Here is a 25,309-nt window from a genome sequence, read left to right as displayed (position 1 = left end):
CGTCCGCCTTGTTACGTCCGCCGCTTTAGGAGTACGTATCCGTAGGCGGCGCCCGTCACCTCGTACTCGGCGCGCGGGTGCAGCTGACGGGCGTACGCCTGGACGTCCTTGACCCAGCCCGACCTGTTGTCGAGGGCGATGAAGTCCGGCGCGATCCCGTCGGTGCGGCCGACCCAGAAGACCCGGCAGCGCGAGGTGAGCCGGCTGCCCGGGCCGGTGTTCGCCTCGACGCTCGCCCCGTCCGGGATCAGTGCCAGCATCCGTTCCACGGCACTCACCCGCGCGGGCTTGCGATAGGCGTCGGGCTCGGTCAGCGCGGACAGGGGGAGCGTGGTCGTCAGTGCGAGGGCGGCCGCGACGGAGGCGGCCGGGAGGTGGAGGGCGTACGAGCGCAGCCACGGGCGGGGGCTGTAACGGGTGCGGGCGAGTGCGTCGGCGAGGGCGAGGGAGAGCACCGGCATCAGGACCGCGCTGTAGTGCCAGTCCGTGCCCCAGTAGTGCTCGTCGGAGGACAGGAAGCGCCAGGTGAGGGTCGGCGCGGCGACGAGGAGGAGCGGGGAGCGCAGGGCGAGGAGGCCGGTGGTGGGGATCAGCAGCCAGGCGAGGGTGTGGAGTTTGGTGCCGATGCCGGTCAAGGGGCCACCGCCGACCTTGTCCCAGTATTCGTAGCTGTCGGTGGTGTTGAAGGCCGGGATCAGTACGGTGAAGGTGAGTACGGCGGCCAGTGCGCCGAAGGCGGCTACGGCGAGTGCGTACAGCGCCGCCCGGGGGGAATCGCGCCGGGCTCGCAGCGCGACCACCAGGGCGATCGCGGCCAGCGTCAGCCCGAGATCCTCCTTGACCAGCACCAGCGGAAGCGCCCACAGCAGGGCCCGGCGCCGGCGGTGTGCGAGGACGGCCTCCAGGGAGTAGGCGATCAGCGGGACCGCGAAGCAGATCTCGTGGAAGTCGAAGTCCACCGCACCCTGGATCCCCCAGGACAGCCCGTACGCCACCCCGAGCGCGAGACCCCGGGCACGGCCCAGGAGCCCCGCCGCCGCCCGGGTGACCGGCACGGCGGACAGCGCGAACAGCGCGGCCTGCGCCACGAGGAGGGTGACGGGGGTGGGGAAGAGGCGGTACGCGGGTGCGAGCAGCGCGATGACCGGGCTGAAGTGGTCGCCGAGGATGTTGAAACCCGGGCCCTTGAGATCGGCGACGGGAGCCTGGAGGTGGGCGTACGCACGGACGGCCTGCTCGAAGATGCCGAGGTCCCAGGAACGGGTGGCGAGATGCCGGTAGCGGCAGACCGAGAGCGCCGCGTACGCCGTGAACAGCACGGCTGCCAGGAGGTACGGGTCGCGGGGGCGCCGGTCACGGGTGGGCGTGACCGGCGAGGGTATCCAGGGGGCGTGGTCGGGCGGGGTCTCGGTGAGGGGTGCGGGCACGTGCGGGTCCTTGGGCGGCGGGCGTCGGGGGCGTCGGCGGGGTGAGCATATGCATCGGGGATGTGTGCGCCTTGCGCGCGGTGGGTGGGTCGGGGCCGTGCCGGAGCATCCGTCCTCGGTCTGGCGCGGAATGGGTTGCTTACCAACGTGCCGGTGTTGACGCGCCAGCCGCTGCGGGCGGACGTTCCGGCACGTCCCCTTCCGCCGGTGGGCGGCTGCGGGTCGCATCTCTTCCAGCTCCGGACCCGTCCCGATCTCCGGCCTACCCGTGGCCCCATTTTTCAGCTCCGGGGAGAGATCTTTCAGCCCGTCCGGCGTCCGGTGGGCGGGGCGGTGCCGTCCCGATCCCCCGCCCACCCGTGGGGGCTGCGCTTTTCAGCCCGGGTCAGGTATCTCCAGCCCGTCCGGCGTTTGAGGACGAGCCCTTCGGGCGAACGGGGGTCTGGGGGCGGAGCCCCCGGAGACGCCCACAGCGGTGCCGGGTGCGTTTCGGGCGGGGCCCAGGGTGAGGCCAGGGCCAGGGCGCGGGCCTGGGGGAGGGCAGGGCCAGGACGGGGGTCAAGGTGAGGGAGGACCGGGGTCGAGCCCCGGAGACCTATTGCACCCGACGGCGAGCGCAGCGTCGACGTACGCTGGAGGCCCCCGGCCCGGAACACGTGTCGGGCGGTTCGCGTTGCCCACTCCCCGGGATGGAACTCCTTCATGAGCCTGCACGGTCTGCTCGACGCCGTCGTCAAGGACACCGCCCTCAAGGAAGCGGTGAAGGCCGCCGCCGACGGCAACCGGATGCACATCGACCTGGTCGGCCCGCCCGCCGCCCGCCCCTTCGCGGTGGCCGCGCTGGCCCGCGAGGCCGGCCGGCCCGTACTGGCGGTGACGGCGACTGGCCGCGAGGCCGAGGACCTGGCCGCCGCGCTGCGCTCCCTCCTCCCGTCCGAGGGAATCGTGGAGTACCCGTCGTGGGAGACGCTCCCGCACGAGCGGCTTTCCCCGAGGTCCGACACGGTGGGCCGCCGCCTGGCCGTGCTGCGCCGCCTGGCGCATCCGCGACCCGACGACCCGGAGACCGGCCCGGTCTCCGTCGTCGTCGCCCCCATCCGCTCCGTACTCCAGCCGCAGGTCAAGGGCCTCGGCGACCTGGAGCCCGTCGCCCTGCGCACGGGGCAGAGTGCCGACCTCGGCGAGATCGTCGAAGCGCTCGCGGCAGCCGCGTACTCCCGGGTCGAACTCGTCGAGAGGCGCGGCGAGTTCGCGGTCCGCGGCGGCATCCTCGACGTCTTCCCGCCCACCGAGGAGCACCCCCTCCGGGTGGAGTTCTGGGGCGACGACGTCGAGGAGATCCGTTACTTCAAGGTCGCCGACCAGCGTTCGCTGGAGGTCGCCGAGCACGGGCTGTGGGCCGCGCCCTGCCGTGAACTGCTGCTCACGGACGACGTACGGGAGCGGGCCGCGCGGCTGGCGGAGGAGCACCCGGAGCTGGGCGAGCTGCTCGGCAAGATCGCCGAGGGTATCGCCGTAGAGGGAATGGAATCGCTGGCTCCGGTTCTGGTCGATGAGATGGAGCTGCTGATCGACGTCCTGCCCGAGGGCTCGATGGCCGTGGTGTGCGATCCGGAGCGGGTGCGGACGCGGGCCTCGGACCTGGTGGCGACCTCGCAGGAGTTCCTCCAGGCGTCCTGGGCGGCGACCGCGGGCGGCGGCGAGGCACCCATCGACGTCGACGCGGCATCCCTGTGGTCCATCGCGGACGTACGGGACCGGGCGCGCGAGCTGGACATGATGTGGTGGTCGGTCTCGCCCTTCGCGGCGGACGACGAGCTGGACGCCGACACGCTGAAGCTCGGCATGCACGCCCCCGAGACCTATCGCGGCGACACCGCCAGGGCGCTGGCCGACACCAAGGGCTGGCTGGCCGACGGCTGGCACACGGTGTACGTCACCGAGGCGCACGGTCCCGCCGCCCGTACCGTCGAGGTTCTGGGCGGGGAGGGCATCGCGGCCCGCCTCGACGCGGAACTGGCGGAGCTGACGCCCGGGGTGGTGCAGGTCGCCTGCGGCTCGATCGACTACGGCTTCATCGAACCGGCCCTCAAGCTCGCCGTCCTCACGGAGACCGACCTCTCCGGCCAGAAGGCGGCCGGCAAGGACGGCGCCCGGATGCCGGCCCGCCGCCGCAAGACCATCGACCCGCTGACCCTGGAGACCGGCGACTACATCGTCCACGAGCAGCACGGTGTCGGCCGCTACATCGAGATGGTGCAGCGCACCGTCCAGGGCGCCACCCGCGAGTACCTGGTCGTCGAGTACGCCCCCGCCAAGCGCGGCCAGCCCGGCGACCGTCTCTACATTCCGACGGATCAGCTGGAACAGATCACCAAGTACGTGGGCGGAGAGGCCCCCACCCTGCACCGGCTCGGCGGCGCGGACTGGACGAAGACCAAGGCGCGGGCGAAGAAGGCCGTCAAGGAGATCGCGGCCGACCTCATCAAGCTGTACTCGGCGCGTATGGCCGCTCCCGGGCACGCCTTCGGACCCGACACCCCGTGGCAGCGCGAGCTGGAGGACGCCTTCCCGTACGCGGAGACGCCCGACCAGCTCACCACCATCGCCGAGGTCAAGGACGACATGGAGAAGACGGTCCCGATGGACCGTCTGGTCTGCGGCGACGTCGGCTACGGCAAGACGGAGATCGCCGTCCGCGCCGCCTTCAAGGCCGTCCAGGACGGCAAGCAGGTCGCGGTCCTCGTGCCCACCACCCTGCTGGTGCAGCAGCACTTCGGGACCTTCTCCGAGCGCTACTCCCAATTCCCGGTGAACGTACGGGCGTTGTCCCGCTTCCAGACGGACACGGAGGCGAAGGCGGTCCTGGAGGGCCTGCGCGAGGGCTCGGTGGACCTCGTCATCGGCACCCACCGGCTCTTCTCCGCGGAGACCAAGTTCAAGGACCTGGGCCTGGTCATCGTCGACGAGGAGCAGCGGTTCGGCGTCGAGCACAAGGAGCAGCTGAAGAAGCTGCGCGCGAACGTGGATGTGCTGACGATGTCGGCGACCCCGATCCCGCGAACCCTGGAGATGGCGGTGACGGGCATCCGCGAGATGTCGACGATCACCACCCCGCCGGAGGAGCGGCACCCGGTCCTCACCTTCGTCGGCCCGTACGAGGAGAAGCAGATCGGCGCCGCGATCCGCCGCGAACTGCTGCGCGAGGGCCAGGTCTTCTACATCCACAACCGGGTCGAGTCCATCGACCGCGCGGCGGCCAGGTTGCGGGAGATCGTCCCGGAGGCGCGCATCGCCACCGCCCACGGCCAGATGTCGGAGCAGTCCCTGGAACAGGTGGTCGTCGACTTCTGGGAGAACAAGTTCGACGTGCTCGTCTCGACGACGATCGTCGAATCGGGCATCGACATCTCCAACGCCAACACGCTCATCGTGGAGCGCGGCGACAACTTCGGCCTCTCGCAACTGCACCAGCTGCGGGGGCGCGTCGGCCGAGGCCGCGAGCGCGGTTACGCGTACTTCCTGTACCCGCCGGAGAAGCCGCTGACCGAGACCGCGCACGAGCGCCTCGCGACCATCGCCCAGCACACCGAGATGGGTGCGGGCATGTACGTCGCCATGAAGGACCTGGAGATCCGCGGCGCGGGAAACCTGCTCGGCGGCGAGCAGTCCGGCCACATCGCGGGCGTCGGCTTCGACCTCTACGTACGCATGGTGGGCGAGGCGGTCGCCGACTATCGGGCCTCCCTGGAAGGCGCCGTCGAGGAGGAACTGCCCCTGGAGGTCAAGATCGAACTCCCGGTCGACGCCCACGTCCCGCACGACTACGCGCCCGGCGAACGGCTCCGCCTCCAGGCCTACCGCGCCATCGCCTCCGCCAACACGGAGGAGGACGTCAAGGCCGTACGCGAGGAACTCGTCGACCGCTACGGCAAGTTGCCGGAGCCGGTGGAGAACCTGCTGCTCGTCGCGGGCCTGCGGATGCTCGCCCGCGCCTGCGGAGTCGGCGAGGTCGTCCTCCAGGGCAACAACATCCGCTTCGCACCGGTGGAGTTGAGGGAGTCCCAGGAACTGCGACTGAAGCGGCTGTACCCGGGCACGGTCATCAAGCCGACCGCGCATCAGGTGCTGGTGCCGCGTCCCAAGACGGCGAAGGTCGGGGGGAAGCCGTTGGTGGGGCGGGAGTTGCTGGGGTGGACCGGGGAGTTCTTGGCTACGGTTCTTGGGTCGTAGGAGCTTGGGGAAGCGGTGAGTCCGGTCCGGTCAGGGTGACTTGGGCTGGAACAGCATCCCCGTCAGCGTCCGGAAGACCTCCTCGGGATTCTGGTCGCCGACCGGGTCGTCCAGGTTGTGGCTGAGGAGCAGGGTGGCGAAGCCGTGGGCCAGGGACCAGGCGGCTACTCCGGCGAGGCGGGGGTCGGTGCCGCGGCCCCCCGGCGGGGCCGTGGAGACGGCGGTGCGCAGGCGTTCGCCCGCGAGGGTCCGGGCGGTGGTCAGCTCCAGGTCGTTCGCGCGGAGCAGCTCCGGCGTGAACATCACCTGGAAGTGAGCCGGGTGCTCGCGCGCGAAGCGTACGTAGTGGACGCCCGCGTCCTTGAGGTCCGGGGCCTGCGCCAGCGTGGCCGCCAGCAGTTCGTAACCCTCGGCCGCGATCGCGGTGAGCAGGCCGGTGCGGTCCTTGAAGTGGTGGGCCGGCGCGGCGTGCGAGACGCCCGCGCGGCGGGCCAGGTCGCGCAGGCTCAGTGCGGACGGGCCGTCGGCGCTGATGACGTCGAGCGCGGTGTTGAGGATCGCGCGGCGTAGGTCGCCGTGGTGGTAGGGGCGGGGGGTGCCAGAGGTGTCAGGGGTGCCAGGGGTGTCAGCGGTCTTGGCGCTGGCGCTGGAACTGGCGTTGGAACTGGCGTCGGCATCGGTATTGGCAGGGGCCATGGTCAGCAGCGTACGCGGAATCTAGGCATTGACAAGTTGTGCGGGCTCGGGCAATCTTGTCAGTGTCAAGTTGTGGGTGGGTTGGAACCTGGCGAGGGGTGAGTCATGTCGGGAAAGGTCAGCGGGACGAGCGGGACGGAAGAGAGTGTCGACGTGGGTGCGGGTGTCGAGCTGGGCCGGGTGCGCCAGATGTGGCACCTGCTGGAGCCCCTGCACGCCGTCCTCTACTACGCGCCGGAGGCCTTCGAGGAGGCGGCCGCGCTCGGGTACGGCACCGAGGAGCGCTGGCCGAGCTACTTCCCGTATCGCGCCGCGCCGTTGGGGGCGGTCGGGAGCGAGCGCGTGACCTCCGCCTTCTACAGCTTCAGCCCGCGCATGGTCGCCGCACACGTGGACTCCGCTTGGCGGACGGCGAGTCCGGACGAGGTGCTGAAGGCGCGGGAGCGGGCCGTCGACCGGGCGTACCGCGCGATATTCGGCGACCGAATATCCAGCCCCGAACTCGCGCAGGCCGCCGCGCTGGCCCGTCGCGCCGCCGAGGCCGCGAACACCGCCGGCCGCCCGCTGGCCGCCGCCAACGCGGAGTTGGCTTGGCCCGAGGCTCCGCACCTCCAGCTGTGGCATGCCGCGACGATCCTGCGCGAGCACCGGGGGGACGGCCACCTCGCGGCCCTGCTCGTCGCGGGCCTGGACCCCGTCGAATCCCTCGTCTCCTTCGCGGCGATCGGCGCGGCCTCCGTGGAGCGCTTCGAGAGCCGCGGGTGGACCCCCGAGGAGTGGACCGCCGCACGCCAACGGCTCGTCGGGCGCGGCCTGCTGACCGAGGACGGCACCGCCACGGACGCCGGCCGCGAACTGCGCCGCCAGGTCGAACAGCACACGGACGAACTGGCCGCCGCTCCCTGGCAGGCGCTCGGTCCGGACGCCGTGGGACAACTCGCGGATCTTGTCGGAGAGTTCTGGGTCGCGGTGCTCGGCTCCGGTCTGCTGCCTTCGGAGACGACGCTGGGAATCGGCAAGGTCTGACGTGCAAGAAGCGCGAGGGAGGGGGTACACGCGGGTGGAGGTGGTGACTCGCCACCAGCGATACACCGGCGTGCATCTCTTGCCCGTTGAGGGCGGGTATGGCCGCGGTTCCCCGGCGGCTACCTTGAGGCCAGGGGACACGCGCTCGAACAGGGTGCCACCCGGGTGGGCAAAGGGAGGGGCGTCGTCGTGCGTCTGAGGGGTGGGGGTGCCGCGTCCGCGCTGGTGCTGTTCGTGGTCGGTGTGAGCGTCGGCGTCAGCGGCTGCAAGATCGATTCCGAGGAGGGTTCCGCGGGCCCGGAGGAGACGGCGGTCGGCGGTGCCGCTCTCACCGCCGTGGACTCACTGACCGTCAAGGGGCGCGCGCCCAAGACGGGCTACACCAGGGAGAAGTTCGGCACGGCCTGGGCCGACACGGACTCGAACCACTGCGACACCCGCGTTATCTCTATGGTTCGGCGGGCTGCTGAGATATTTGCGCAGTTCATACGGGGAGGGGTGCTCTGTGCTGTCTGAGAGGCACGTGAGGCACAAGGGCATGGTGCGGGGGTCACTTCTCCTCAGGGTGTCGGCCTTGGCGGCTGCCCTAGCTTTTGTCGCCGGGTGCGAAGGCCTCGACGACGGCAGTCCTTCGACGGGAGCCGGAGCAGGGGCGCCGGACGGGCACGCGGTGAGCCCGCTGAAGAACCCGGACGGAACGAAGCCTGGCCTCGCGCCTGTGACGTCCGATGCGGACAAGGCTGCTGCCCGGAAGCTCATCGAGACCCTCTCCACCAAGGGTCGAGGTCCTCAAACCGGCTACGACCGGGACAAGTTCGGCTACGCCTGGATGGACACGGCAGACGGGGTGCCCCTCGCGCGGAATGGTTGTGACACGCGAAACGATCTCATCCATCGCGATGGTCAGGACCTTCAATTCCGATCCGGTTCTGACTGCGTCGTCATATCCATGACGCTGCATGATCCGTACACGGGAAAGACCATCGAGTGGCGCAAGCAGGACGCTTCCGAGGTGCAGATAGACCACGTGGTCCCGCTGTCGTACAGCTGGCAGATGGGCTCCTCGCGATGGCCGCTGAGCGAGCGCAAGCAGCTTGCGAACGACGTGCTGAATCTGATCCCGGTCGACGGCCGCACCAACTCGGCCAAGGGCGATTCAGGACCTGCCTCCTGGCTTCCGCCGAACAAGCAGATCCGGTGCGCCTACGCGGCCCGTTTCGCCCAAGTCGCCATCAAGTACGAGATGCCGGTGACCGCGCCGGACAAGCAGATGATGCTGAAGCAGTGCGGTGGATGACCCGGAGCTGAGGCCTCAGGCGCGAGCGATCACCAGGAGCTCTCCGTCCCCGGCGCCCGCGGGCTCCCGGTTCCATCCTCCGTAGATGTGCTCGATGCGGAAGCCAGCGTTGTGGAGCGAGGAGCGGATGTCCGCTTCCGCGCGAAAGCGGAGCGTGGCAGTGCTCAGAAGTTCCTGACCGTCGGGGAACGTGTAGTGGTGAGTGAAGCTGACAGCGCCGTCCCGGACGGCTGTGACCTCAGTCCACGCGGTTACCACCCCGCTGTCCGGCAGCGTGATCCGCCGCCGAGAGTCGACCGGATTCCACTGCTCCCAGCGGCGGTCCCGTGGATCGCGAGTGTCGAAGAAGAGTCGGCCGCCCGGCAAGAGGGAGCGCCTGAGGTCGGCGAGAGTCCGTGCCCATTCGTCGTCCTTGACGAAGAACTGTGCGACGTGGCTGGTCATGACTGCCACGCCGAACGACGCGTCAGGCAGGTTCGACGAGGTGCCCTCCACCCAGACGACCCGCCCGGCGCCTGGCTTGGCACACGCCGCGTCGAGTGACGCCCGTGCCGGGTCGACTCCCGTCACCGCGTGGCCTGCGGCCGCGATGCCGAGGGTGAGCCGACCTGTGCCACAGCCCAGATCGAGTACTTGTGAGCCGGGAGTCTCGTTGACAACGGACAGAAAGAAGTCGTCCTCTCGTGACCACGGGCATTCAGCGTCATAGACCGTCACGAGGCGCGGGTCGTGGAACTCGGCGTGCAGCACCGGCGGATGGTAGCCAGAGCCGTGCAGGTGGGTCCACACGTTTATCTCCCCGGATCCGGGGAGAGCTGGGAAGATGGCAGAGGCGGCCTGCGTGAGGTCACTTCGAGGGCACCGCCCGCAGCGCGCGGCGGAGGCCGGCCCGAGCAGCAGTGAGGTCGTCCTCTGAATCCTGCAGACGCTGCTCCAGAGTGGTTAGCCGGTCCCGGGCATCCGACAACTCGTGATTGAGGTCCGTGTTCCGCTGCTCCAACTGCTGGATCCGCTCGACCAGCTGACGGCGGTCCACGTCATCCAGCTCCGCACCGAGAGTGAGCCGGACGCGTTCCCGGAGCCGGTCTCGTTCCTTCTTCAGGTCCTTGATCTCGTCGCGGGCCAGGGCGAGTTCGGTGTACAGACCGGCCGGGGTGACCGGCTGTCTGCTTCCAGACCCGGAGACTTGGCGCCCTTGTTCGTGCTGTTCGCGCATGGCGGCCTGTACGGCGTCCCGCACCTGGGCCTGGTTGTAGACGAACCAGGTGGACACCGACGCCTCGCGGGCGACGCGGGCGCAACTGATCCGCTGGCCGGAGGCGAGGAGGTCGCGGACAACGTTCAAGGTGCGGGCCGTCTTGGCCTCGCTGTCTCGGGTGCGGGCGGCTTGAAGCCGCCTGACCCGCGCATCCCGCGTCGCGCTGTCGGAAGGGGCGGTACGGCTCACGGGGCGCTCCGGGTAGTCAGCGACTGTACGGGGATGAACGCGGCGGCCGAGCGGGCCTTGCGCAGTTCACGGGAGGCGGCCTCCACGCGGTCCCGCTCGTCCTCCGGCATCTCTTCCAGCCTGCGGCGCATCTCGTCGGCCGACTTCGAGTACGCGCTGATCTGGTCGTCGAAGTTGCGTACGACCCAGTCAGCTGCGTCCATGGCCAGGGCGGCCTCTTTGTCGGCCCGTAAATCGGCTACCTGCTGTTCCAACGCGGGGAGGTAGGAGGGGTCTGGCCGATAGAAGTCGCAGCCGGCGCACTGGAAGCGGATACGACAGTGCCCGCCGCCCGCTCTAACGTTGCTGGGCTCGGTGCAGCCGCCGTAGGGGACCGCGACGCTCTCGACCTCGTATGTCAGCGAGTCGCCGAAGCCCTGCGGGGTGCCGTGCCGGTCGACGGCGAGTTTCGCCACTGTTCTGACGGCCTCCTGCTTCCGGCTCAGCGAAACCTTGTAGTAGCCCATGGTGACGTCGAGTGAACGATGGTCCATGAGCTCCTTGAGGACATCTGGTCGGGTCCCGGCGTCAGCATGCCGCTGGGCGTAGGCGTGCCGGAAGCCGTACGGGACGATCTGGGTGCGGTCGTAGGCGAGCGGATTGCCGTTGTCGTCCAGGCGCTCGTCCACGAGGTCTGGGACCAGTTCGTCGACCCAGTCGCGGAAGATCCGGTTGCAGAACTGTGGGGAGGTCAGATGACCTCGTCGAGGTCGATTGCGCTGGCCTGGCGAGGGGAACAGCCACTGTTCACAGGCCGGTACGAGCGGCAGCCGGTCCAGTTCCTTCTTCCACGCCTCGATCTCCTGGGCGGTCGCTTCGCTGATGGGGAGTCGCCTGCCGTGACGGCGCCGCTTGTGGTTGTCGTAGATCAAAGTCGGCTTGCCATCGATCCACTCCAGGCAGCTGCGGTGCAGGCTGGTGACCTCGCCCGGGCGTCGCCCGGTATCCCGGAGCACCTTGTAGACCACCCGGTACATCTGCGCGAAGTCGGCGGCCGTCCAGCCTCCACTTTCGTATGCGGTCGAGGTGCCGAGCAGGGGGATCTGGGCGTCGAGTTGGGCAATGACATGCTCCGGGATGGCCCGGCCGATGTCGTCTTCGGAAGCCTCAATCGCAGCGATGCTGTGGTACTTGGGATTGAGCGCGAACCCGCCCGGCACGTGGTCCATCATCCCGGCTTGGCGCGCGTACTCCAGGAACGTCCGCCACAGACGGAGGAGCGACCGGCGGTGGCTCGTTGAGTAGTCGCGATCATCGGCGCGTTTCGCCACGCGGAACGCGTCCACTACTGCGCTCATATCTGATATCGACAGTTCCTCCGGCTTGTCGCCGTGAGGACGGTCGGCCAGCGCCGTGGACGCGATCGAGGCTGCGTACAGGGTCTGCCTCAGATCCAGCACGTTGGGACGAGCAGTGCGTCCGTACTCCTTGACCAGCTCCCGTAGCCACTGTTGCTGAACGGGCCGGAAGTCGATGACGCCGTGGACAGCGGCGTACTTGCGGCCGCGGCCGGCGGTGAGGCCCACCAAAGAGCTCTGCCAGACGTCCCCTGATGTGGCGTCGCCGCCGTCGAACTGTAGGCGAGCACGCTGGACATGAAGAAGAACGCCGTTCAAGAAGCCGGCGGCGGCGGCAGGGAGGTCACAGGCAAAGCTCTCGTCCAGCTCCAGGAGAGATGACAAGCCAGGCGGTAGCCCGGCAACAACACGACGGACACGCTGGGGCACGAGGTTAATCCCGGCGGCATCGCGCTGCTGGATTCCGTACAGGATTTCCCGCCGCACGGCCGAAGAGACACCGTTGAGCGAGAACTGGGAAACGCCAGGCAGGAGCCCGTCCGAGACATTGGGGCGGCGACGTGACGAGTCAGGTACGTAGGTCTCGTCGAAGTCTGATGGGTTGCCACGAGCCCAGCGAGCCCTGCTGCAGGCACTGCAGCGGCCGCCGTTGTGGGCCACGTGCGTGGCGCATGCGCTCACTCTGCAGATGAACACGCTGGTCGCTGGATTGCCTGGAACCGCGGTGAAGAGCAGCGCGCTCCCGTCCCACTCGGCCGCTCGCCAGCCGGGGAGAAGGCGTTCCGCGAGCCAGGCAGCCCAAGTAGGACCCACCTGGTGAGGCAGTAGGGCCAGAGCCAAGTTGGCAGCCGGCGTCATCGGATCACCGGCGAGACACGATCGACAGCGGCTCGGAGGTCCTCGTCCTGGGCGTGCAGATAGACGGCGGTACTCGCCGATGAGGCGTGACCCAAAAGCGTCTGAACGACGTCCGGTGCAACTCCGCTGCGAATCCACTGCGTTGCTGCGGTGTGCCGCATCATGTGTGGCCGGGCGCGGAATCTGCAGCGTTCCCCGATCCGCTCGACGATCTGCTTGGCATTCGAGTACGACATCGGCCTGCCGGCGTGCTCGCCGACGAGGTTCACGAACACGTAGTCACAGCCAACGGCTTCGGCCACCTTCTCCCGCTCGGAGAGGTGGTCGCGATACCGGTGGACCGTCCCTTCTGCCAGCGGGACCATTCGGTGGCGGCCCGCCTTGGCCCGTGCACCGTTCACGTTGTCCTGGCGCGGTCGGACATGGAGATGAGCGCCACGAGTCCGGCAGCCCAGGTGCGTGGAGTCGGGCAGTAGATGCATGTCCTCCCGCCGCAGCCCGAGGGCCTCACCGATCCGCAGCCCACCTTCCACAAGCACGGTCAGAAGGAGCCGATCCCTGGCGGTGCGGGACGCATCCAGCACTCGGCTCACCTGGGAGGAGGTCAGCGTCGCCGGTGCCATCTCGATCTCGGGTGCTTTCAGCACGCGAGCCTTGACCATGAGGTGCTGGCCGCCCTCGCCCGGGTCGAAGCCGATCGGTGCCGAAGCCAGGAAGCGCGGCTCGCTCAGCCGGGCGGCCACTTCGTGGTCGACGTGTCCCTGAACGGCGCAGAACCGGAGGAACTCACAGACCGCGGTGAGTACGGCGTTGACCGTCTTGCCGGACGGGAGCGGCCCTCGCCGCGTGGGCGTTTGCTCGGTGTGGAACTTGAACCGCGCCATATCCCCGAGTGAGGCAGCCTTCCAGTCGGTCCCCTGTTCCGCGCACCAATTGAGGAAGCGCCCGATCCGAGGGATGTAGGCGCGCTGTGTCTGTGGTGAGCGTCCCGCGCCGCGTAGATATAGAGAGAACTCCCGGGCCTCGGAGTGCGGACGGTATGTGTCCCCGTCGACGAGTAGCCAGGTGATCTCCCCGGTAGTGGGCGAGATGGCCTTCTCGGTGTGTAATCCCACTGGATCCTCCTCTTTGCTGCGATGTCACTCATGTGCCTCTCGGCATGACTGATAACGGCGAGGCACAGAAAGAGGACACGGCTGTCACTCATGTGAATCGGAGAGAAGGAGAGGGTGCAGATAACCCGCGACGACATCCTCAAGCGGGACCTGAAGGACGTGAAGTTCAGCGACGGCGACTGCAAGGTGTCCTCCGGGGTTCTCGACCCGGATCTGTACACCGGCAAGGAGGTGACGTTCACCCGTGGCCGCAGCCTGGTGGACATAGACCACGTCGTCGCGCTCTCGGACGCCTGGCAGAAGGGCGCCAAGTACTGGGACGCGAGCAAGCGGATAGCGCTGGCCAACGATCCGCTCAACCTCCGTGCCGTCGACTCGAGCACCAACCGCAGCAAGGGCGACGGCGACACGGCGACCTGGCTCCCGCCCAGCAAGGCGTACCGCTGCACATATGTCGCCGCCCAGGTGGCCGTCAAGAAGAAGTACGAGCTGTGGGTCACCAGCAGCGAGAAGGCCGCGATGAAGAAGGTGCTCTCCAGCTGCCCCGACCAGAAGATCCCGTCGGGCGGCAACCCGACGAACGCGCCGGCACGCTTCCACGCGGACTGAGGCATCACCGGCAGCATCACCGCAGGGCGCCCGAGATGGGTGGCAGGGCGCGCCCGAGATGGGTGCAAAACCGTTTCGTTGTGGACCGCCGCCGCCTACGGTGACTGGCATGCAGCTGAAGGTGTCGAGTCTCGCCGAGCGCCCGGAGATGCTCGGCCAGGTGGTCGGGATGGCCAACACCTGGCCGGAGTTCCTGCTCCACGACCCGGTGGGCAACGCGCATTACGGCCGGATCGCCACCGAGCTCCCTGAGTACGTGCTGTTCGCCGAGGACGAGCACGGGGACGTGGTCGCGCACGCGTACAGCGTTCCCTTCGCACTCGCCGACGAGGAGGACGGGGACGAGGACGGGGACGAGGACGGGGCTGGGGACGACGAGGCTGTCCGTGACGAAGGGCCCGCCCGGGGCGAGTTGCCCGCGCGGGGCTGGGACGACGTGCTGGCCCGCGCGTTCGCCGACCGGCGGCACGGCACACCCCCCGACACGGTGAGTGCCATTTCGATCGTGGTCGCCCCACACGTCCAGGGTGGTGGCCTGTCGGGCCGGATGCTCTCGGCGATGCGGGACAACGCCCGTGCGCACGGCTTCGGCGAGGTCGTCGCCCCGGTCCGCCCCAGCGCCAAGCACCTGGAACCCCGGACGCCGATGCACGAGTACGCGTTCCGGAAGCGTGCCGACGGACTGCCGCACGACCCGTGGCTACGCGTCCACGTCCGGGCGGGCGGCGTCATCGAGGCGGTGGCGCCGGCGTCCATGACCGTGGCGGCCTCGCTGGAGGAGTGGCGCGACTGGACGGGGCTGCCCTTCGACACGGAAGGCCTTGTCGAGGTGCCCGGTGCGCTGGTGCCGGTGCACTGTGAACCGGGGCGCGGATACGCCGTGTACGTCGAGCCCAATGTGTGGGTGCGGCACACCCTTTGAGCTCGACGTATGGCTGACGTTTCTGTTCCGGCTGATCCGGCCGTTCCGGCTGATGTGAACCGGTCTGTGCTGAGCCGGTCTGTGCGGAGCCGATCCGCGCTGAGCCGATCTGCGTTGACCTGATCTGCGCTGCGGCGAAGAAGAGTGGGGGGTGGTGGAACGTGGGGGGTGAGGGTGGAGACGGGCCGGCCCGCTGCCGTCAGGCGGTCTTCTTCCAGTCCTTGCAGCCCGTGGTCTTGAAGTAGGCGTCGCCGGCGCCGATGGTGACGACCGCGGTACCGGACACGTTGTTGTTGGCGATGATCGAGTCCATGGACTGCGAGGCGTCCTTGGTGCGCTCCCAGTAGCACATGTCGTCGGTGTTGCCGGTGGACTTGTAGGTGCCGGGAGCGATGTCGGCGCCGACTCTGAACATGCCGCCATCGCCCTTCATCTGCGAGGCCGGTGTGCCGGACGCCTTCGCGTCGACGGCCTCCCAGTCCTTGCAGTCGCTGGACGTGAAGAGCTTGTCGCTCGCCTCGATGGTCACGTAACTGGTGCCGCTGACGTTGTCGTTGGCGATGAGGGAGTCCACCTCGCCCGAGGCGTCCTTGGCACGCTCCCAGTAGCACATGCCGTCGGTGTTGCCCGTGGTCCGGTAGGTGCCGGGCTTGACGTCGGTGCCGACCTCGAACTCGCCGTCCCCCTCGAACGCGATCTTCTTCTCGGCCGCCTGCTCGGCCTCGTCGCCCTTGGTGTCGTCCGGCTTGCCGGACTCGCGCTCGGCGGAGGCGGAGCTGTCCTTGCTCTTGTCGCCGGAACCGCCGTCGCTGTTGCCGCCCGCGTTCGCCGACACCGCGCCGATGACGACGATGCCGACCACTGCGCCCAGTGCGATCTTGCCCTTCGTACCCATGACAGTTCCCTCCCCAAGGCGGCTGCCGCCTCTTTTCGGCGGCTGCTCGTTCGATGGGTCAATAACAACAGAGCTTGTGAACCGAGTCAACATGATTCACGGGGATGGTTGTGTACACGCATGTGAAGGGGTGGATCCCGCGTGCGCCGGTATGCTCGGCGTCACAGACGGCGTAGGCGGTGACGCCGCGAACCGGGCGACACCGCGGACCGCGACCGACCGCGGGCCGGGACGACGCCGCAGAGCAGGGCGAGAGGAGTCGGGTGGTGCAGGACAACGCGACAGAGGTGACCGCTGCCGGGATCGCGCGGCTCGCCGGAGTCGGCCGTGCCGCCGTCAGCAACTGGCGCCGCCGCCACGCCGACTTCCCCAAGCCGGTCGGCGGCACCGAGACCAGCCCCTCCTTCGCTCTCGCCGAAGTCGAATCATGGCTCCGTGACCAGGGCAAACTCGCCGAAGTCCCGCTGCGCGAACGCGTCTGGCAGCAGCTCGCCGGACACCCCGACGGCCCGGTCACCGCCCTCGTGCACGCCGGCTGCGCCCTCCTGCTCATCCACGACCGCCCCACCGACTGGCTGGAGCTGAGCGCGGGCTCCGACGAACGCCTCGCCGCCCTCTTGCCCGCCGCGCTCGACCAGGTGATCACCCCCCGTTTCGGCCCGCCCCGCGAGCGCGCTGTGAACACCCCGAACACCCATCCCGGCCCGGCGCGCGCTGTGAACACCCCGAAAACTCATCTCGGCCCCGCGCACGCTGTGAACACCCCCAACACCAACCCCGGCCCACCGCGCGCTGTGAACACCCCGACCGGCCCCGAGCTTCTCCCCTCCGTCCCGCTCCTGCGTGGCGCCGCCGAGCTCGCGGCCGGGCTGGGCGCGCGGCAGACGTACGAGTTCTTGCTCGGGCGGCACCTCGACGCCAACCCGCGCCAGTACACGCTCACCCCGAGCGGGCTCGCCGAACTCATGGCCGAACTCGCCGGACCCGCCCGCACCGTGCTCGACCCGGCGTGCGGCACCGGCGCACTGCTGCGCGCCGTGGCGCCCAAGCCCGATCAGGCGTTGTACGGCCAGGACAGTGCACCCGAACTGGCCGCGCTCTCCGGGCTGCGGCTCGCCCTGCACGCGAACGCCGGTGTCCGCACCGCCGCCGGGGACAGCCTGCGTACGGACGCGTACGGAGACTTCGAGGCCGACGCCGTGCTGTGCCACCCCCCGTTCAACGAACGCAACTGGGGCCACGACGAACTCGCCTACGACGCCCGCTGGGAGTACGGCTTCCCGGCCCGCACCGAGTCCGAACTGGCCTGGGTCCAGCATGCGTTGGCCCACCTCAAGGACGGCGGCAGCGCCGTCGTCCTCATGCCGCCCGCCGCCGCCTCCCGCCGCTCGGGCCGCCGCATCCGCGCCGACCTGTTGCGCCGCGGCGCGCTGCGCGCCGTGATCGCCCTCCCGATCGGGGCGGCACCCCCGTACAACATCCCGCTCCATGTGTGGGTGCTGCGCCGCCCCGAAAAGGCACCGGTGCAGCCCGAGTTGCTGCTCGTCGACACCGGCGCGCTGGCCGCCGAAGGCAGGGGTGGCCTCGACTGGGGGCCCGTGCGCACCGCCGTCCTCGACGTCTGGCGGACCTTCGAGCGCACCGGCACCGCGCAGGAGGAGCCGGGGTTCAGCCGCGCGGTGCCCGTCATCGAACTCCTCGACGACGACGTCGACCTGGCGCCCGCCCGTCATCTGCCGCCGCCCGGCGCGGGGGGCGGCACCGAGGGGCTCGCGACCGTACGTGAGCGGCTCGGCGCGACCCTGCGCCTGACCGCCGGCCTCACGCCCCCCGAGCCCGCGTACGCGCCGTCCGCACGCTGGCCCCTCATCACGGTCGGTGAACTCGTACGCGGGGGCGCACTACTGATGCGTACGGGCGGAAACAACGCCCCCGCGCGCGTGCCCGTACTCACCGACCACGACGTCCACGCCGGAACCGCGCCCTCCGGCAGCCTCCCCGAAACCGACGGGGGCGAGGAAGCGGTACTGGTCGAGACGGGCGATGTCGTCGTCCCGGTACTCGGCGGCGGCTCCACCGCGCGCGTGGTCGACGACCTGACGGCCGGAGCCGTCCTGGGGCGCAACCTCGCCCTCCTGCGCCCCGATCCGGCCGCCCTCGACCCGTGGTTCCTGGCCGGATTCCTGCGCGGCACCGCCAACAACCGCCAGGCCAGCAGCTATGCGTCCACCGCCACCAGGCTCGACGTACGCCGCCTCCAACTGCCCCGGCTGCCGCTCGAGGAACAGCGCACGTACGGCGAACGGTTCCGCGCGCTCGCCGAGTTCGAGGACGCGCTCAGGCGTGCGGGCCGCCTCGGCGAACAGCTGGTGCGCGGCATGTACGACGGTCTGACGGACGGGACGGTCGCGCCCGGCTGAGCCCTCGTCGAGTCTCGCGGGGCGGACGATGTGAGCGTCACGACAACGGTTCGGTACAACCCGGGACCGGTTGTCCTTGTCGGCCTATACGCTCGGACTTCGAACTCGTACGTCCGTCCTCATCAGGTCACCGGGAGCAGTCATGTACGGCCACGGCGCGGCGCCGCCCTCCCGCAGCTCGGGTACGGTCATCACCCTCCGTGTGCTGTTCACCGCTGTCGGGTTCCTCACGTGCGGCCTGCTCGCGTGCGTCCCGCTGTTCCGGGTGGCCATGCTGCGCGGCAAGTGGTTCGACTGGGCGCTGGCCTGGGTGAGTCTGCCCCTGGCGATCGGCGGTCTCGCGGTGATCGGCACGCTGCCCGAGTCGGACCCGAGGACCGATGTCGCGCTGGCCGTCGTGCTGTTGCTGGGCGCGTTCAGCGCCGTGTACTTCCTGTCCGTGGACATCGAGCACCACCGCTCGCGGCCCCCGTTCCCGGGCTACGTGCCGCCGCAGCCGCCCCCGACCGGATACGGCTACCCGCAGCCCGCGTCCCCGTACACCGCCACGCACCCGCAGCCGCCGGTGCAGTCGACTCCCGTTCCCCAGGCTCCCGTTCACCGGGCTCCCGTTCCTCAGACCCCCGTGCCCCAGACCCCCGTGCCCCAGACCCCCGTGCCCCAGACCCCCGTTCCGCCGCCCGCGCCGCCTCAGCGCCCCACGCCCGTCCGGATCGACCAGGTGCGCGCCGAACTCGACGAGCTCAGCGACTACCTGCGCAAGCACGAGGGCAACCACGAGGGCAACCACGAGGACGGCAGATGAGCGTCGCCACAAGGCGCGTGGTCGCCGACCGCTACGAACTTTCCACGCTCATCGGCCAGGGCGGCATGGGCCAGGTGTGGACGGCCTACGACCAGCGACTGGACCGGCGTGTCGCCGTCAAGCTGCTGCGCCCCGACAAGGTCGCGGGCCAGGAGGCCGACGAACTGCGCCGCCGATTCGTGCGCGAGTGCCGCGTCACCGCGCAGGTCGACCACCCCGGCCTGGTCACGGTCCACGACGCGGGCACGCATGACGAGGAGCTGTTCCTCGTCATGCAGTACGTCGACGGGGCCGACCTCTCCGACCACCTCGCCGAACACGACCCCTACCCGTGGCAGTGGGCGGTCGCGGTCGCCGCGCAACTGTGCGCCGTGCTGAGCGCCGTGCACGCCGTCCCGATCGTCCACCGCGACCTGAAACCGCGGAACGTGATGGTCAAGCAGGACGGCACGGTCACCGTCCTCGACCTCGGCGTCGCCTCCGTCATGGACACCGACACCACCCGCCTGACCCACACCGGCTCACCAATCGGCAGCCCCGCCTACATGGCACCCGAACAGGCGATGGGCGGCGCGGTCGGCCCGTACACCGACCTGTACGCACTCGGCGTACTCCTCCATGAACTCCTCAGCGGAGACGTGCCGTTCGCGGGCTCGACCGCCCTCGGTGTGCTGCACCGGCACCTCTACGAGCCGCCGCTCCCGGTGCGTCGGCTGCGCCCCGAGGTACCGCCCGCCCTGGAGGGTCTCGTCCTGCGCCTGCTCTCCAAGGACCCGCAGCACCGGCCGGCGTCCGCGCAGGAGACGTACGAGCAGCTGCTCCCGCTGCTCCCGGCGCGCGGCATGCCCACGGGTGCCCCACTCGACCCCACGCGCCCCTTCCTGCGCCCGCACGCCCCCTGGCCGGACCGCGCGCGCATCCCCGCGTCCCAGCCGCAGGCCGCGCTCGCCGTGGAGAAGGCCGACGTCGTGGGCGCCGTCGACGAGGTCAAGCGACTCCTCGGCGAGGGACGCATCACGCAGGCCGTCGACATCCTCGGCGCGATCCTCCCGGCGGCCGCCGCCGAGCACGGCGCGCACTCTCCCGTCGTACGGACCCTGCGCAAGCAGTACGCGGCCACGCTCATGGACGACGGCCAGTACCGGCGCGCGCTGCCCGAACTGCGCCGTCTCGCCGACGAACGCGCCGCCGAGGCCGGGCAGTCCGACCCGCAGTCCCTGCGCTTCCGCTACGAGGCCGCCCAGTGCCTGGAACAGCTGGGCGAACCCGCCGCCGCGCTCGCGGAGTACCGCGCGCTGCTGCCGTACTACGAGAACCAGTACGTCGCCGGTGACCCCGAACTCTCCCTCGAAGTCCGCCGCCGCATAGGCCACTTGCTCCTCGCCCTCGGCGACCGCGCCGCCGCCCACGACACACTGGCCCGGCTGCTCCACGACGTGGAACGCCTGCGCGGGCCCGGGCATCCGATGGCGACGGAGGTCCGGCGGACGCTGCAGTGGCTGGGGCAGGTGCGCGGCTAGGCCGTGGTTGGTACGCGGCTGGTCCGCGCACAGGTTTTGCTCCCGCTTGGCCGAACCATGTGGTGATCAAGGCACGGGGTTTCCCGAACGCGGATGCGACACCGGATACGTTGCGATCCGTCTCCGTATCGAAGGATCCGTATCGAAGGATCCGCATCGACGGGGACGCAAATTCGGCGCACAACCAGCGCACAAGCCGGCGCGCGATTCAGCGCGCAATCCGGTGTGCACTCGGCGCGCAATCGGAGCTCAACCAGGGGTGGGGTCACGCATGTCCAACCATCGTCAGTCGAAGAAGCGCAGATACGTCACCTGGGCCGCGGCCGGCGCCGCCGTGGTCGCCGGAGCCGGCATCGCCGCGCAGAACTCGATGGCGGCCACCACGTGGCCCGCCCAACGCACGTACACCGGCCGCGCCTTCGACACCTGCGCCGCACCCTCACTCAACGCGATGAAGGCCTGGCACGGCGGACTCTACGGCGCCGCCGCCGTCTACATCGGCGGCAAGAACCGCGGCTGCGCCCAGCCCAACCTCACCGCGTCCTGGGTGAAATCGGTCAGCACGGTCGGCTGGAAACTCATCCCGCTGTACGTCGGCGCCCAGCCGCCCTGCCAGACCGGCTCCAGCCCCGAGAAGATCACCGCCGCCACCGCCGCCTCACTCGGCGCCACCGACGCCGCGGACGCCGTGAGCAAGGCCTCGGCCCTCGGCATGAAGGCCGGCAGCCCCGTCTACCTGGACATGGAGGCGTACGACATCACCAACACGGCCTGCAACAAGGCGGTGCTGACGTACGTACGCGCCTTCGACAAGGCCCTGCGCGCCAAGACCTACCGAAGCGGCTACTACGGCTTCACCAGCTCCAGCGCCAAGGCCATCGCCGCCGCGACCGACCGCACGGACCTGCCGGGCAACATGTGGTACGCCCTGTGGGACAAGCAGAACACCACCACGGCCGACTGGCCGTTCGCCGCCACCCTGTGGACCAACCACAGCCGCGCCCACCAGTACCTGGTGAACAGCAAGGAGACCCGCGGCGGTTACACGATCACCGTGGACCGGGACGCGTGGGACGCGCCGGTGGCGATCACCGGCTGAGGTGAGCCGGAGCGGACTGGAGCGGGCCGGAGGCGGCTGAGGGCGATCTGCCGGTGCGGCGGTGCCTGAACTGCTTGCGAATCGTTGGTCGAATGGGTGGCCGAGAGCTGAGCCACTGCCTAACATCGATCACCGCAAGACTTTGTGCACCGCCGCACAATCTCCTCGGGAGGCTTCCTTGCACCGCCGCCGTCGCACCGCGCTCGTCCTCTCCGCCGCGATCGTCGCCGCGGCCCCCCTGCTCACCGCCTGCGGCAGCGAGGCACATCCCGGTGCCGCGGCCGTCGTCGGCGGGCAGCGCATCACCATCGCGCAGCTGGAGAGCCGCGTGAACGAGGTGCGTACGGCACAGCGCGCCGCCACCACGGACGAGGCCCAGTACGAGCAGGCCGTCTCCAAGACCGCCGGCCTCACCCGCAACACCCTGCACACCATGGTCCTCGACAAGGTTCTGGACGAGGCCGCGGAGACCGCGGGCGTCAGCGTCACCCGCAAGGACACCCAGCAACTGCGGACGTCCCTGGAGCAGCAGGCGGGCGGCGCGAAGGAGCTGGAGGCGGCCTGGCTCACCCAGTACGGGGTGGCGCCCAAGCGTCTCGACGAAAGCCTCCGCACCGAGATCGAGGCCCAGAAGCTCGCCGCCGCGATCGGCGCCGACATGAACACCACCGAGGGCCAGGCCACCTTCTGGAAGGCGATGTCCGAGGCCTCCAAGAAACTGGACGTCGACCTCAACCCGCGCTACGGCGCCTGGGACGTCAAGCAGAGCAGCCGCGTCGACGTGAAGACGCCGTGGCTGCGGGAGGTCACGGCGGCCCAGACGCAGGAGACGGCGTAACGGGCCTTGCCGCGGGCGGGGGCTGTGGATAAACGGTTCGGCCGCGGGGCGCACGGAGCGCGCGGGGCTCGCGGATAGGACCAGGTACTCGCGGACAGGTTGGTGCAGCCGCCCGGCCTGTGGATAACCGCGGGGGCTGTCGGCGCCGTGGGTTACGTTCGATGGGTGAACGCAACCAGCTTCGACGGCGACCCGAACGCGACGACCGGGCCCGACGGCGCCCCGACCGCCACCGGCCTCGGCTCCGACCCGACCGCCACCGGCTCGGACTCCGTCACCTCCGCCCCCGGCCGTATCGTCCTGCTCACCACCAGCCACCGCGTCGCCCCCGGCCTGCTGTCCTGGCCCGCCTGGCAGGCCCTGCGCGGCGCCGACCAGGTCCTGTGCGCGGACGGCACGCACCCCCAGCTGCCCTACCTCCGCGAGGCGGGCATCACCGTCGACGAGACCGCCCCCAACGCCCAGGAACTGGTCGACGCCTGCGCCGGCGGCCGCACCGTGGTCGTCGTCGCCACCGGAGAGGGCGAGCCGCGGCTCACCGACGGCCTGGCCCGGCTCGCGGGCTCCGGCCGCATACAGATGCCCGACCTGGAACTGCTGCCCGCCTCGTACGACCTCCCGGGCGCCCGCCTCCTCGACCTCGTCCAGGTCATGGACCGCATCCGCCTCGAATGCCCCTGGTCCTCCCAGCAGACCCACAAGGGCCTGGCGAAGTACGGCATCGAGGAGGCGTACGAGCTGGTCGAGGCGATCGAGGAGGGCGACCGGGACGAGCTGCGGGAAGAGCTCGGCGACGTCCTGCTCCAGGTCGTCTTCCACGCCCGCATCGCCGAGGAGGGCGGTCCGGAGGACGACGACGCCCCCTTCTCCATCGACGACGTCGCCGGCGGCATCGTCACCAAGCTGATCCACCGCCACCCGCACGTCTTCGGCGACGAGACCGCCACGACCCCCGAGGAGGTCAAGGAGCACTGGCTGCGCACCAAGGCCGAGGAGAAGCAGCGCACCTCCGTGACAGAGGGAATCCCCCTCGGCCAGCCGGGCCTGGCCCTGGCGGCGAAGCTGGCATCCCGGGTGCGTACGGCAGGCCTCGACGTCGAGCTTCCCCGAGGCGAGGGCGTCGGCTACGAACTGCTGGCCATAGCGACGCGCGCCGAGGCCGAGGGAGTGGACCCGGAAGCGGCGCTACGAGCGGCGGCACGGGCGTACCGGGACGCGATCCGCGCGACGGAACGACCTGCGGAGGGCTGAGGGCTGGCGTCGGGGGGCTTGCGGAGGGACGTGAGCGGGAGCCGGGCGACCCGCGGAGGAATGAGAGCCCGGCGTCGGGGAGCCAGCACAGGGACGCGAGCCGGAGCCGAGCGGCACGCAGACGCATGAGAACCCGGCGTCGGCGTCACGCGCCCGGCGCGCGGCTCGACGGGTTGTGCCAGTTCGGCTGCGGACGGTCGAGCAGCCACTCCGCCGTGCCCAGCGGCCGGGTCAGGCCCTCACCGGTCGGCGCCAGGAGATCGTGGAAGATCCGCTCGGCCGGAGCACCCAGCGCCGGAAGCTCGCCGCTGATCTCGTCGACGAGCTTGGGCGGACCGGCCAGATAGACGTCACTCCGCTCCCAGCCCGCGCGGTTGCCCAGCGCGGTCAGCAGCCGCTCGGTCGCCTGAGCCTTGGGCCGACCGGGCGCGGGAGTGATGAACGTGACCGAAAGCAGAGGCAGTCGGGCCTGAAGCCGTTCGACGGCGGACCGGTCGTACAGATAGGAGATGTCACGGGCGACGAGAAAGAGCCGGGCCTCGTGCGAGTCGCCGAGCTGCTGCAGAAGCGCCTTGACGGGCGCCCACCCCGTACCCGCCGCGATGAACGTCAGCGACCGCTCCCCGGGCGTCCGCAGGGTCAGCCCACCACCGGGTGCGCCGAGCCGAAGGACGTCCCCCTCCCGCGTCTGCCGGACCAGCGCCGTGGAGAGCACCCCGCCCTCGACCCGGCTGATGTGCAGGTCGAGGGTGTGGTCGACGCGGGGCGCGTTGCCCAGCGAGTACGGCCGCCAAATGCCCGGCAGATGCGGGGCGTTGACACTCACGTACTGACCGGGGGAGTACCGCAGCCGCCGGTCGGGCCGCAGGGTCAGCACGACGAGATCGTCACCGTGCCGCGTCCGGGCCACCACTTCGGCGTCCCACCAGGGCGGCTCACCCTCCTGCTGCGCCTCCCACGCGCCCTGGAGCATCACATTCGCGATCGCCCCGTACGCCTCGGCCCACGCCTTCTCGACCTCCGCGTTCCACGCCGACCCCGCGACGACGGTGAACGCGGCGATCAGACTCGCCCCCACGGCGGCGTAGTGATCCGGCTCCGCCAGATACTTCCGGTGATCCCGCCCCAGCTCCCGCAGATACTCCGGCAGCGCCGGATCCCCCAACCGCTCCATCACATACGTCAGCGCCGCGAACAACCGATCCCGCTGCCGCTCCATGTCCTCGGGGAAGTCCAGCGGAAACAGCGCGCGCACCTCCGGGTTGTGCCGGAACAGGTGCGAGTAGAAGTACTTGACCGCGAACTCGGCCCGTCTCTCGACGACCGCGAAGCTGGATCTGAGTATTTCGGGGTCCACTTCGCGAATGTAGGGACCTGCCGAGCCGCGGAGTCAAACAGCAGATGATTTGCGGACAGCCTGGGGTGAAGAGGATGAGAGGCGGAGAGGGGCTCGCTGGGAACGACTCAGAGACCGTGTCGTGCTGGTCTTCGATCGTGCCGGGAGTCCGGCAAGG

18 protein-coding genes and 2 pseudogenes are annotated in these 25,309 nt (G+C 70.0%); 12 read left to right on the top strand and 8 right to left on the bottom strand.

Annotated elements, in window-relative coordinates; genetic code table 11:
- Positions 1-11: 11 nt before the first annotated feature.
- Entirely contained in the window at positions 12-1,382 is a 1,371-nt protein-coding gene (locus tag OG219_RS20055) for a DUF2079 domain-containing protein (RefSeq protein WP_266836159.1), read from the bottom strand.
- Positions 1,383-2,129: 747 nt separating this feature from the next.
- Here OG219_RS20055 and mfd point away from each other — a divergent pair.
- A complete protein-coding gene (gene mfd, locus OG219_RS20050; protein ID WP_266828346.1) occupies positions 2,130-5,660 on the top strand; it encodes a transcription-repair coupling factor in 3,531 nt (1,176 codons plus the stop codon).
- A 30-nt stretch (positions 5,661-5,690) separates the two neighbouring features.
- Here the strand turns inward: mfd and OG219_RS20045 are convergent, their stop codons facing one another.
- Positions 5,691-6,356, bottom strand: coding sequence for a TetR/AcrR family transcriptional regulator (locus tag OG219_RS20045; RefSeq protein WP_266828344.1), 666 nt, complete (start codon positions 6,354-6,356; stop codon positions 5,691-5,693).
- Positions 6,357-6,461: 105 nt separating this feature from the next.
- On the opposite strand from OG219_RS20045, the gene OG219_RS20040 reads away from it, so the two are divergent.
- From OG219_RS20040 to OG219_RS20030, 3 genes and pseudogenes are all read left to right on the top strand, one after another.
- Complete coding sequence (locus OG219_RS20040) at positions 6,462-7,382, top strand: hypothetical protein (RefSeq protein WP_266828342.1); 921 nt, start codon at positions 6,462-6,464, stop codon at positions 7,380-7,382.
- Between the two features lie 189 nt (positions 7,383-7,571).
- Positions 7,572-7,823: pseudogene (locus OG219_RS20035) on the top strand (hypothetical protein); the annotation flags it as partial.
- Between the two features lie 97 nt (positions 7,824-7,920).
- A complete protein-coding gene (locus OG219_RS20030; protein WP_266836158.1) occupies positions 7,921-8,679 on the top strand; it encodes an HNH endonuclease family protein in 759 nt (252 codons plus the stop codon).
- Between the two features lie 15 nt (positions 8,680-8,694).
- Here the strand turns inward: OG219_RS20030 and OG219_RS20025 are convergent, their stop codons facing one another.
- From OG219_RS20025 to OG219_RS20010, 4 genes are all read right to left on the bottom strand, one after another.
- A complete protein-coding gene (locus OG219_RS20025) occupies positions 8,695-9,429 on the bottom strand; it encodes a class I SAM-dependent methyltransferase (RefSeq protein WP_266828340.1) in 735 nt (244 codons plus the stop codon).
- 97 nt (positions 9,430-9,526) lie between these two features.
- Complete coding sequence (locus OG219_RS20020) at positions 9,527-10,126, bottom strand: DUF6262 family protein (RefSeq protein ID WP_266828339.1); 600 nt, start codon at positions 10,124-10,126, stop codon at positions 9,527-9,529.
- Positions 10,123-11,949 (bottom strand): tyrosine-type recombinase/integrase, encoded by a 1,827-nt coding sequence (locus tag OG219_RS20015; protein ID WP_266828338.1) that lies wholly within the window; start codon positions 11,947-11,949, stop codon positions 10,123-10,125. The genes OG219_RS20020 and OG219_RS20015 overlap by 4 nt, the downstream gene beginning before the upstream one ends.
- Before the next feature lie 368 nt (positions 11,950-12,317).
- A complete protein-coding gene (locus OG219_RS20010) occupies positions 12,318-13,436 on the bottom strand; it encodes a tyrosine-type recombinase/integrase (protein WP_266828337.1) in 1,119 nt (372 codons plus the stop codon).
- Positions 13,437-13,559: 123 nt separating this feature from the next.
- On the opposite strand from OG219_RS20010, the pseudogene OG219_RS20005 reads away from it, so the two are divergent.
- Together OG219_RS20005 and OG219_RS20000 are read left to right on the top strand one after the other, a co-directional pair.
- Positions 13,560-14,045: pseudogene (locus OG219_RS20005) on the top strand (HNH endonuclease family protein); the annotation flags it as partial.
- A gap of 109 nt (positions 14,046-14,154) precedes the next feature.
- Positions 14,155-14,967 (top strand): N-acetyltransferase, encoded by an 813-nt coding sequence (locus tag OG219_RS20000; protein ID WP_266828336.1) that lies wholly within the window; start codon positions 14,155-14,157, stop codon positions 14,965-14,967.
- 199 nt (positions 14,968-15,166) lie between these two features.
- On the opposite strand, the gene OG219_RS19995 is transcribed toward OG219_RS20000, so the two are convergent.
- The gene (locus OG219_RS19995) at positions 15,167-15,862 is read right to left on the bottom strand and encodes a hypothetical protein (protein ID WP_266828335.1); all 696 of its coding nucleotides are present in this window, start codon (positions 15,860-15,862) and stop codon (positions 15,167-15,169) included.
- 266 nt (positions 15,863-16,128) lie between these two features.
- Between OG219_RS19995 and OG219_RS19990 the strand changes: the two genes are divergently transcribed.
- The 6 genes from OG219_RS19990 to OG219_RS19965 all read left to right on the top strand — a co-directional run bounded on the left by OG219_RS19990 (position 16,129) and on the right by OG219_RS19965 (position 23,795).
- Entirely contained in the window at positions 16,129-18,282 is a 2,154-nt protein-coding gene (locus OG219_RS19990) for an N-6 DNA methylase (RefSeq protein ID WP_266828334.1), read from the top strand.
- Positions 18,283-18,424: 142 nt separating this feature from the next.
- Complete coding sequence (locus OG219_RS19985; protein WP_266828333.1) at positions 18,425-19,087, top strand: hypothetical protein; 663 nt, start codon at positions 18,425-18,427, stop codon at positions 19,085-19,087.
- Positions 19,084-20,607 (top strand): serine/threonine-protein kinase, encoded by a 1,524-nt coding sequence (locus tag OG219_RS19980; protein ID WP_266828332.1) that lies wholly within the window; start codon positions 19,084-19,086, stop codon positions 20,605-20,607. Before OG219_RS19985 ends, OG219_RS19980 begins: the two co-directional genes overlap by 4 nt.
- Positions 20,608-20,878: 271 nt before the next feature.
- Positions 20,879-21,706, top strand: a complete 828-nt coding sequence (locus tag OG219_RS19975; protein ID WP_266828331.1) for a glycoside hydrolase domain-containing protein — start codon at positions 20,879-20,881, stop codon at positions 21,704-21,706.
- Positions 21,707-21,884: 178 nt separating this feature from the next.
- Entirely contained in the window at positions 21,885-22,544 is a 660-nt protein-coding gene (locus OG219_RS19970) for a SurA N-terminal domain-containing protein (RefSeq protein WP_266828330.1), read from the top strand.
- Positions 22,545-22,709: 165 nt separating this feature from the next.
- On the top strand, positions 22,710-23,795 hold the full coding sequence (locus OG219_RS19965) for a nucleoside triphosphate pyrophosphohydrolase (RefSeq protein ID WP_266828329.1): 1,086 nt from the start codon (positions 22,710-22,712) through the stop codon (positions 23,793-23,795).
- A 145-nt stretch (positions 23,796-23,940) separates the two neighbouring features.
- On the opposite strand, the gene OG219_RS19960 is transcribed toward OG219_RS19965, so the two are convergent.
- On the bottom strand, positions 23,941-25,152 hold the full coding sequence (locus tag OG219_RS19960; RefSeq protein WP_266828328.1) for a globin domain-containing protein: 1,212 nt from the start codon (positions 25,150-25,152) through the stop codon (positions 23,941-23,943).
- Positions 25,153-25,309: the final 157 nt, after the last annotated feature.

The sequence above is a fragment of the Streptomyces sp. NBC_00038 genome, from assembly GCF_026343635.1.
Lineage (GTDB): Bacteria > Actinomycetota > Actinomycetes > Streptomycetales > Streptomycetaceae > Streptomyces.
This window is presented reverse-complemented; position numbering and strand designations above follow the sequence as displayed.

What these genes read in the sequence shown, in the direction of transcription:
- mfd (WP_266828346.1), top strand. Translation starts at nt 2,130, where the DNA reads ATGAGCCTGCACGGTCTGCTCGACGCCGTCGTCAAGGACACCGCCCTC.
- OG219_RS20045 (WP_266828344.1), bottom strand. Translation starts at nt 6,356, where the DNA reads ATGGCCCCTGCCAATACCGATGCCGACGCCAGTTCCAACGCCAGTTCC.
- OG219_RS20040 (WP_266828342.1), top strand. Translation starts at nt 6,462, where the DNA reads ATGTCGGGAAAGGTCAGCGGGACGAGCGGGACGGAAGAGAGTGTCGAC.
- OG219_RS20030 (WP_266836158.1), top strand. Translation starts at nt 7,921, where the DNA reads ATGGTGCGGGGGTCACTTCTCCTCAGGGTGTCGGCCTTGGCGGCTGCC.
- OG219_RS20000 (WP_266828336.1), top strand. Translation starts at nt 14,155, where the DNA reads ATGCAGCTGAAGGTGTCGAGTCTCGCCGAGCGCCCGGAGATGCTCGGC.
- OG219_RS19995 (WP_266828335.1), bottom strand. Translation starts at nt 15,862, where the DNA reads ATGGGTACGAAGGGCAAGATCGCACTGGGCGCAGTGGTCGGCATCGTC.
- OG219_RS19985 (WP_266828333.1), top strand. Translation starts at nt 18,425, where the DNA reads ATGTACGGCCACGGCGCGGCGCCGCCCTCCCGCAGCTCGGGTACGGTC.
- OG219_RS19980 (WP_266828332.1), top strand. Translation starts at nt 19,084, where the DNA reads ATGAGCGTCGCCACAAGGCGCGTGGTCGCCGACCGCTACGAACTTTCC.
- OG219_RS19975 (WP_266828331.1), top strand. Translation starts at nt 20,879, where the DNA reads ATGTCCAACCATCGTCAGTCGAAGAAGCGCAGATACGTCACCTGGGCC.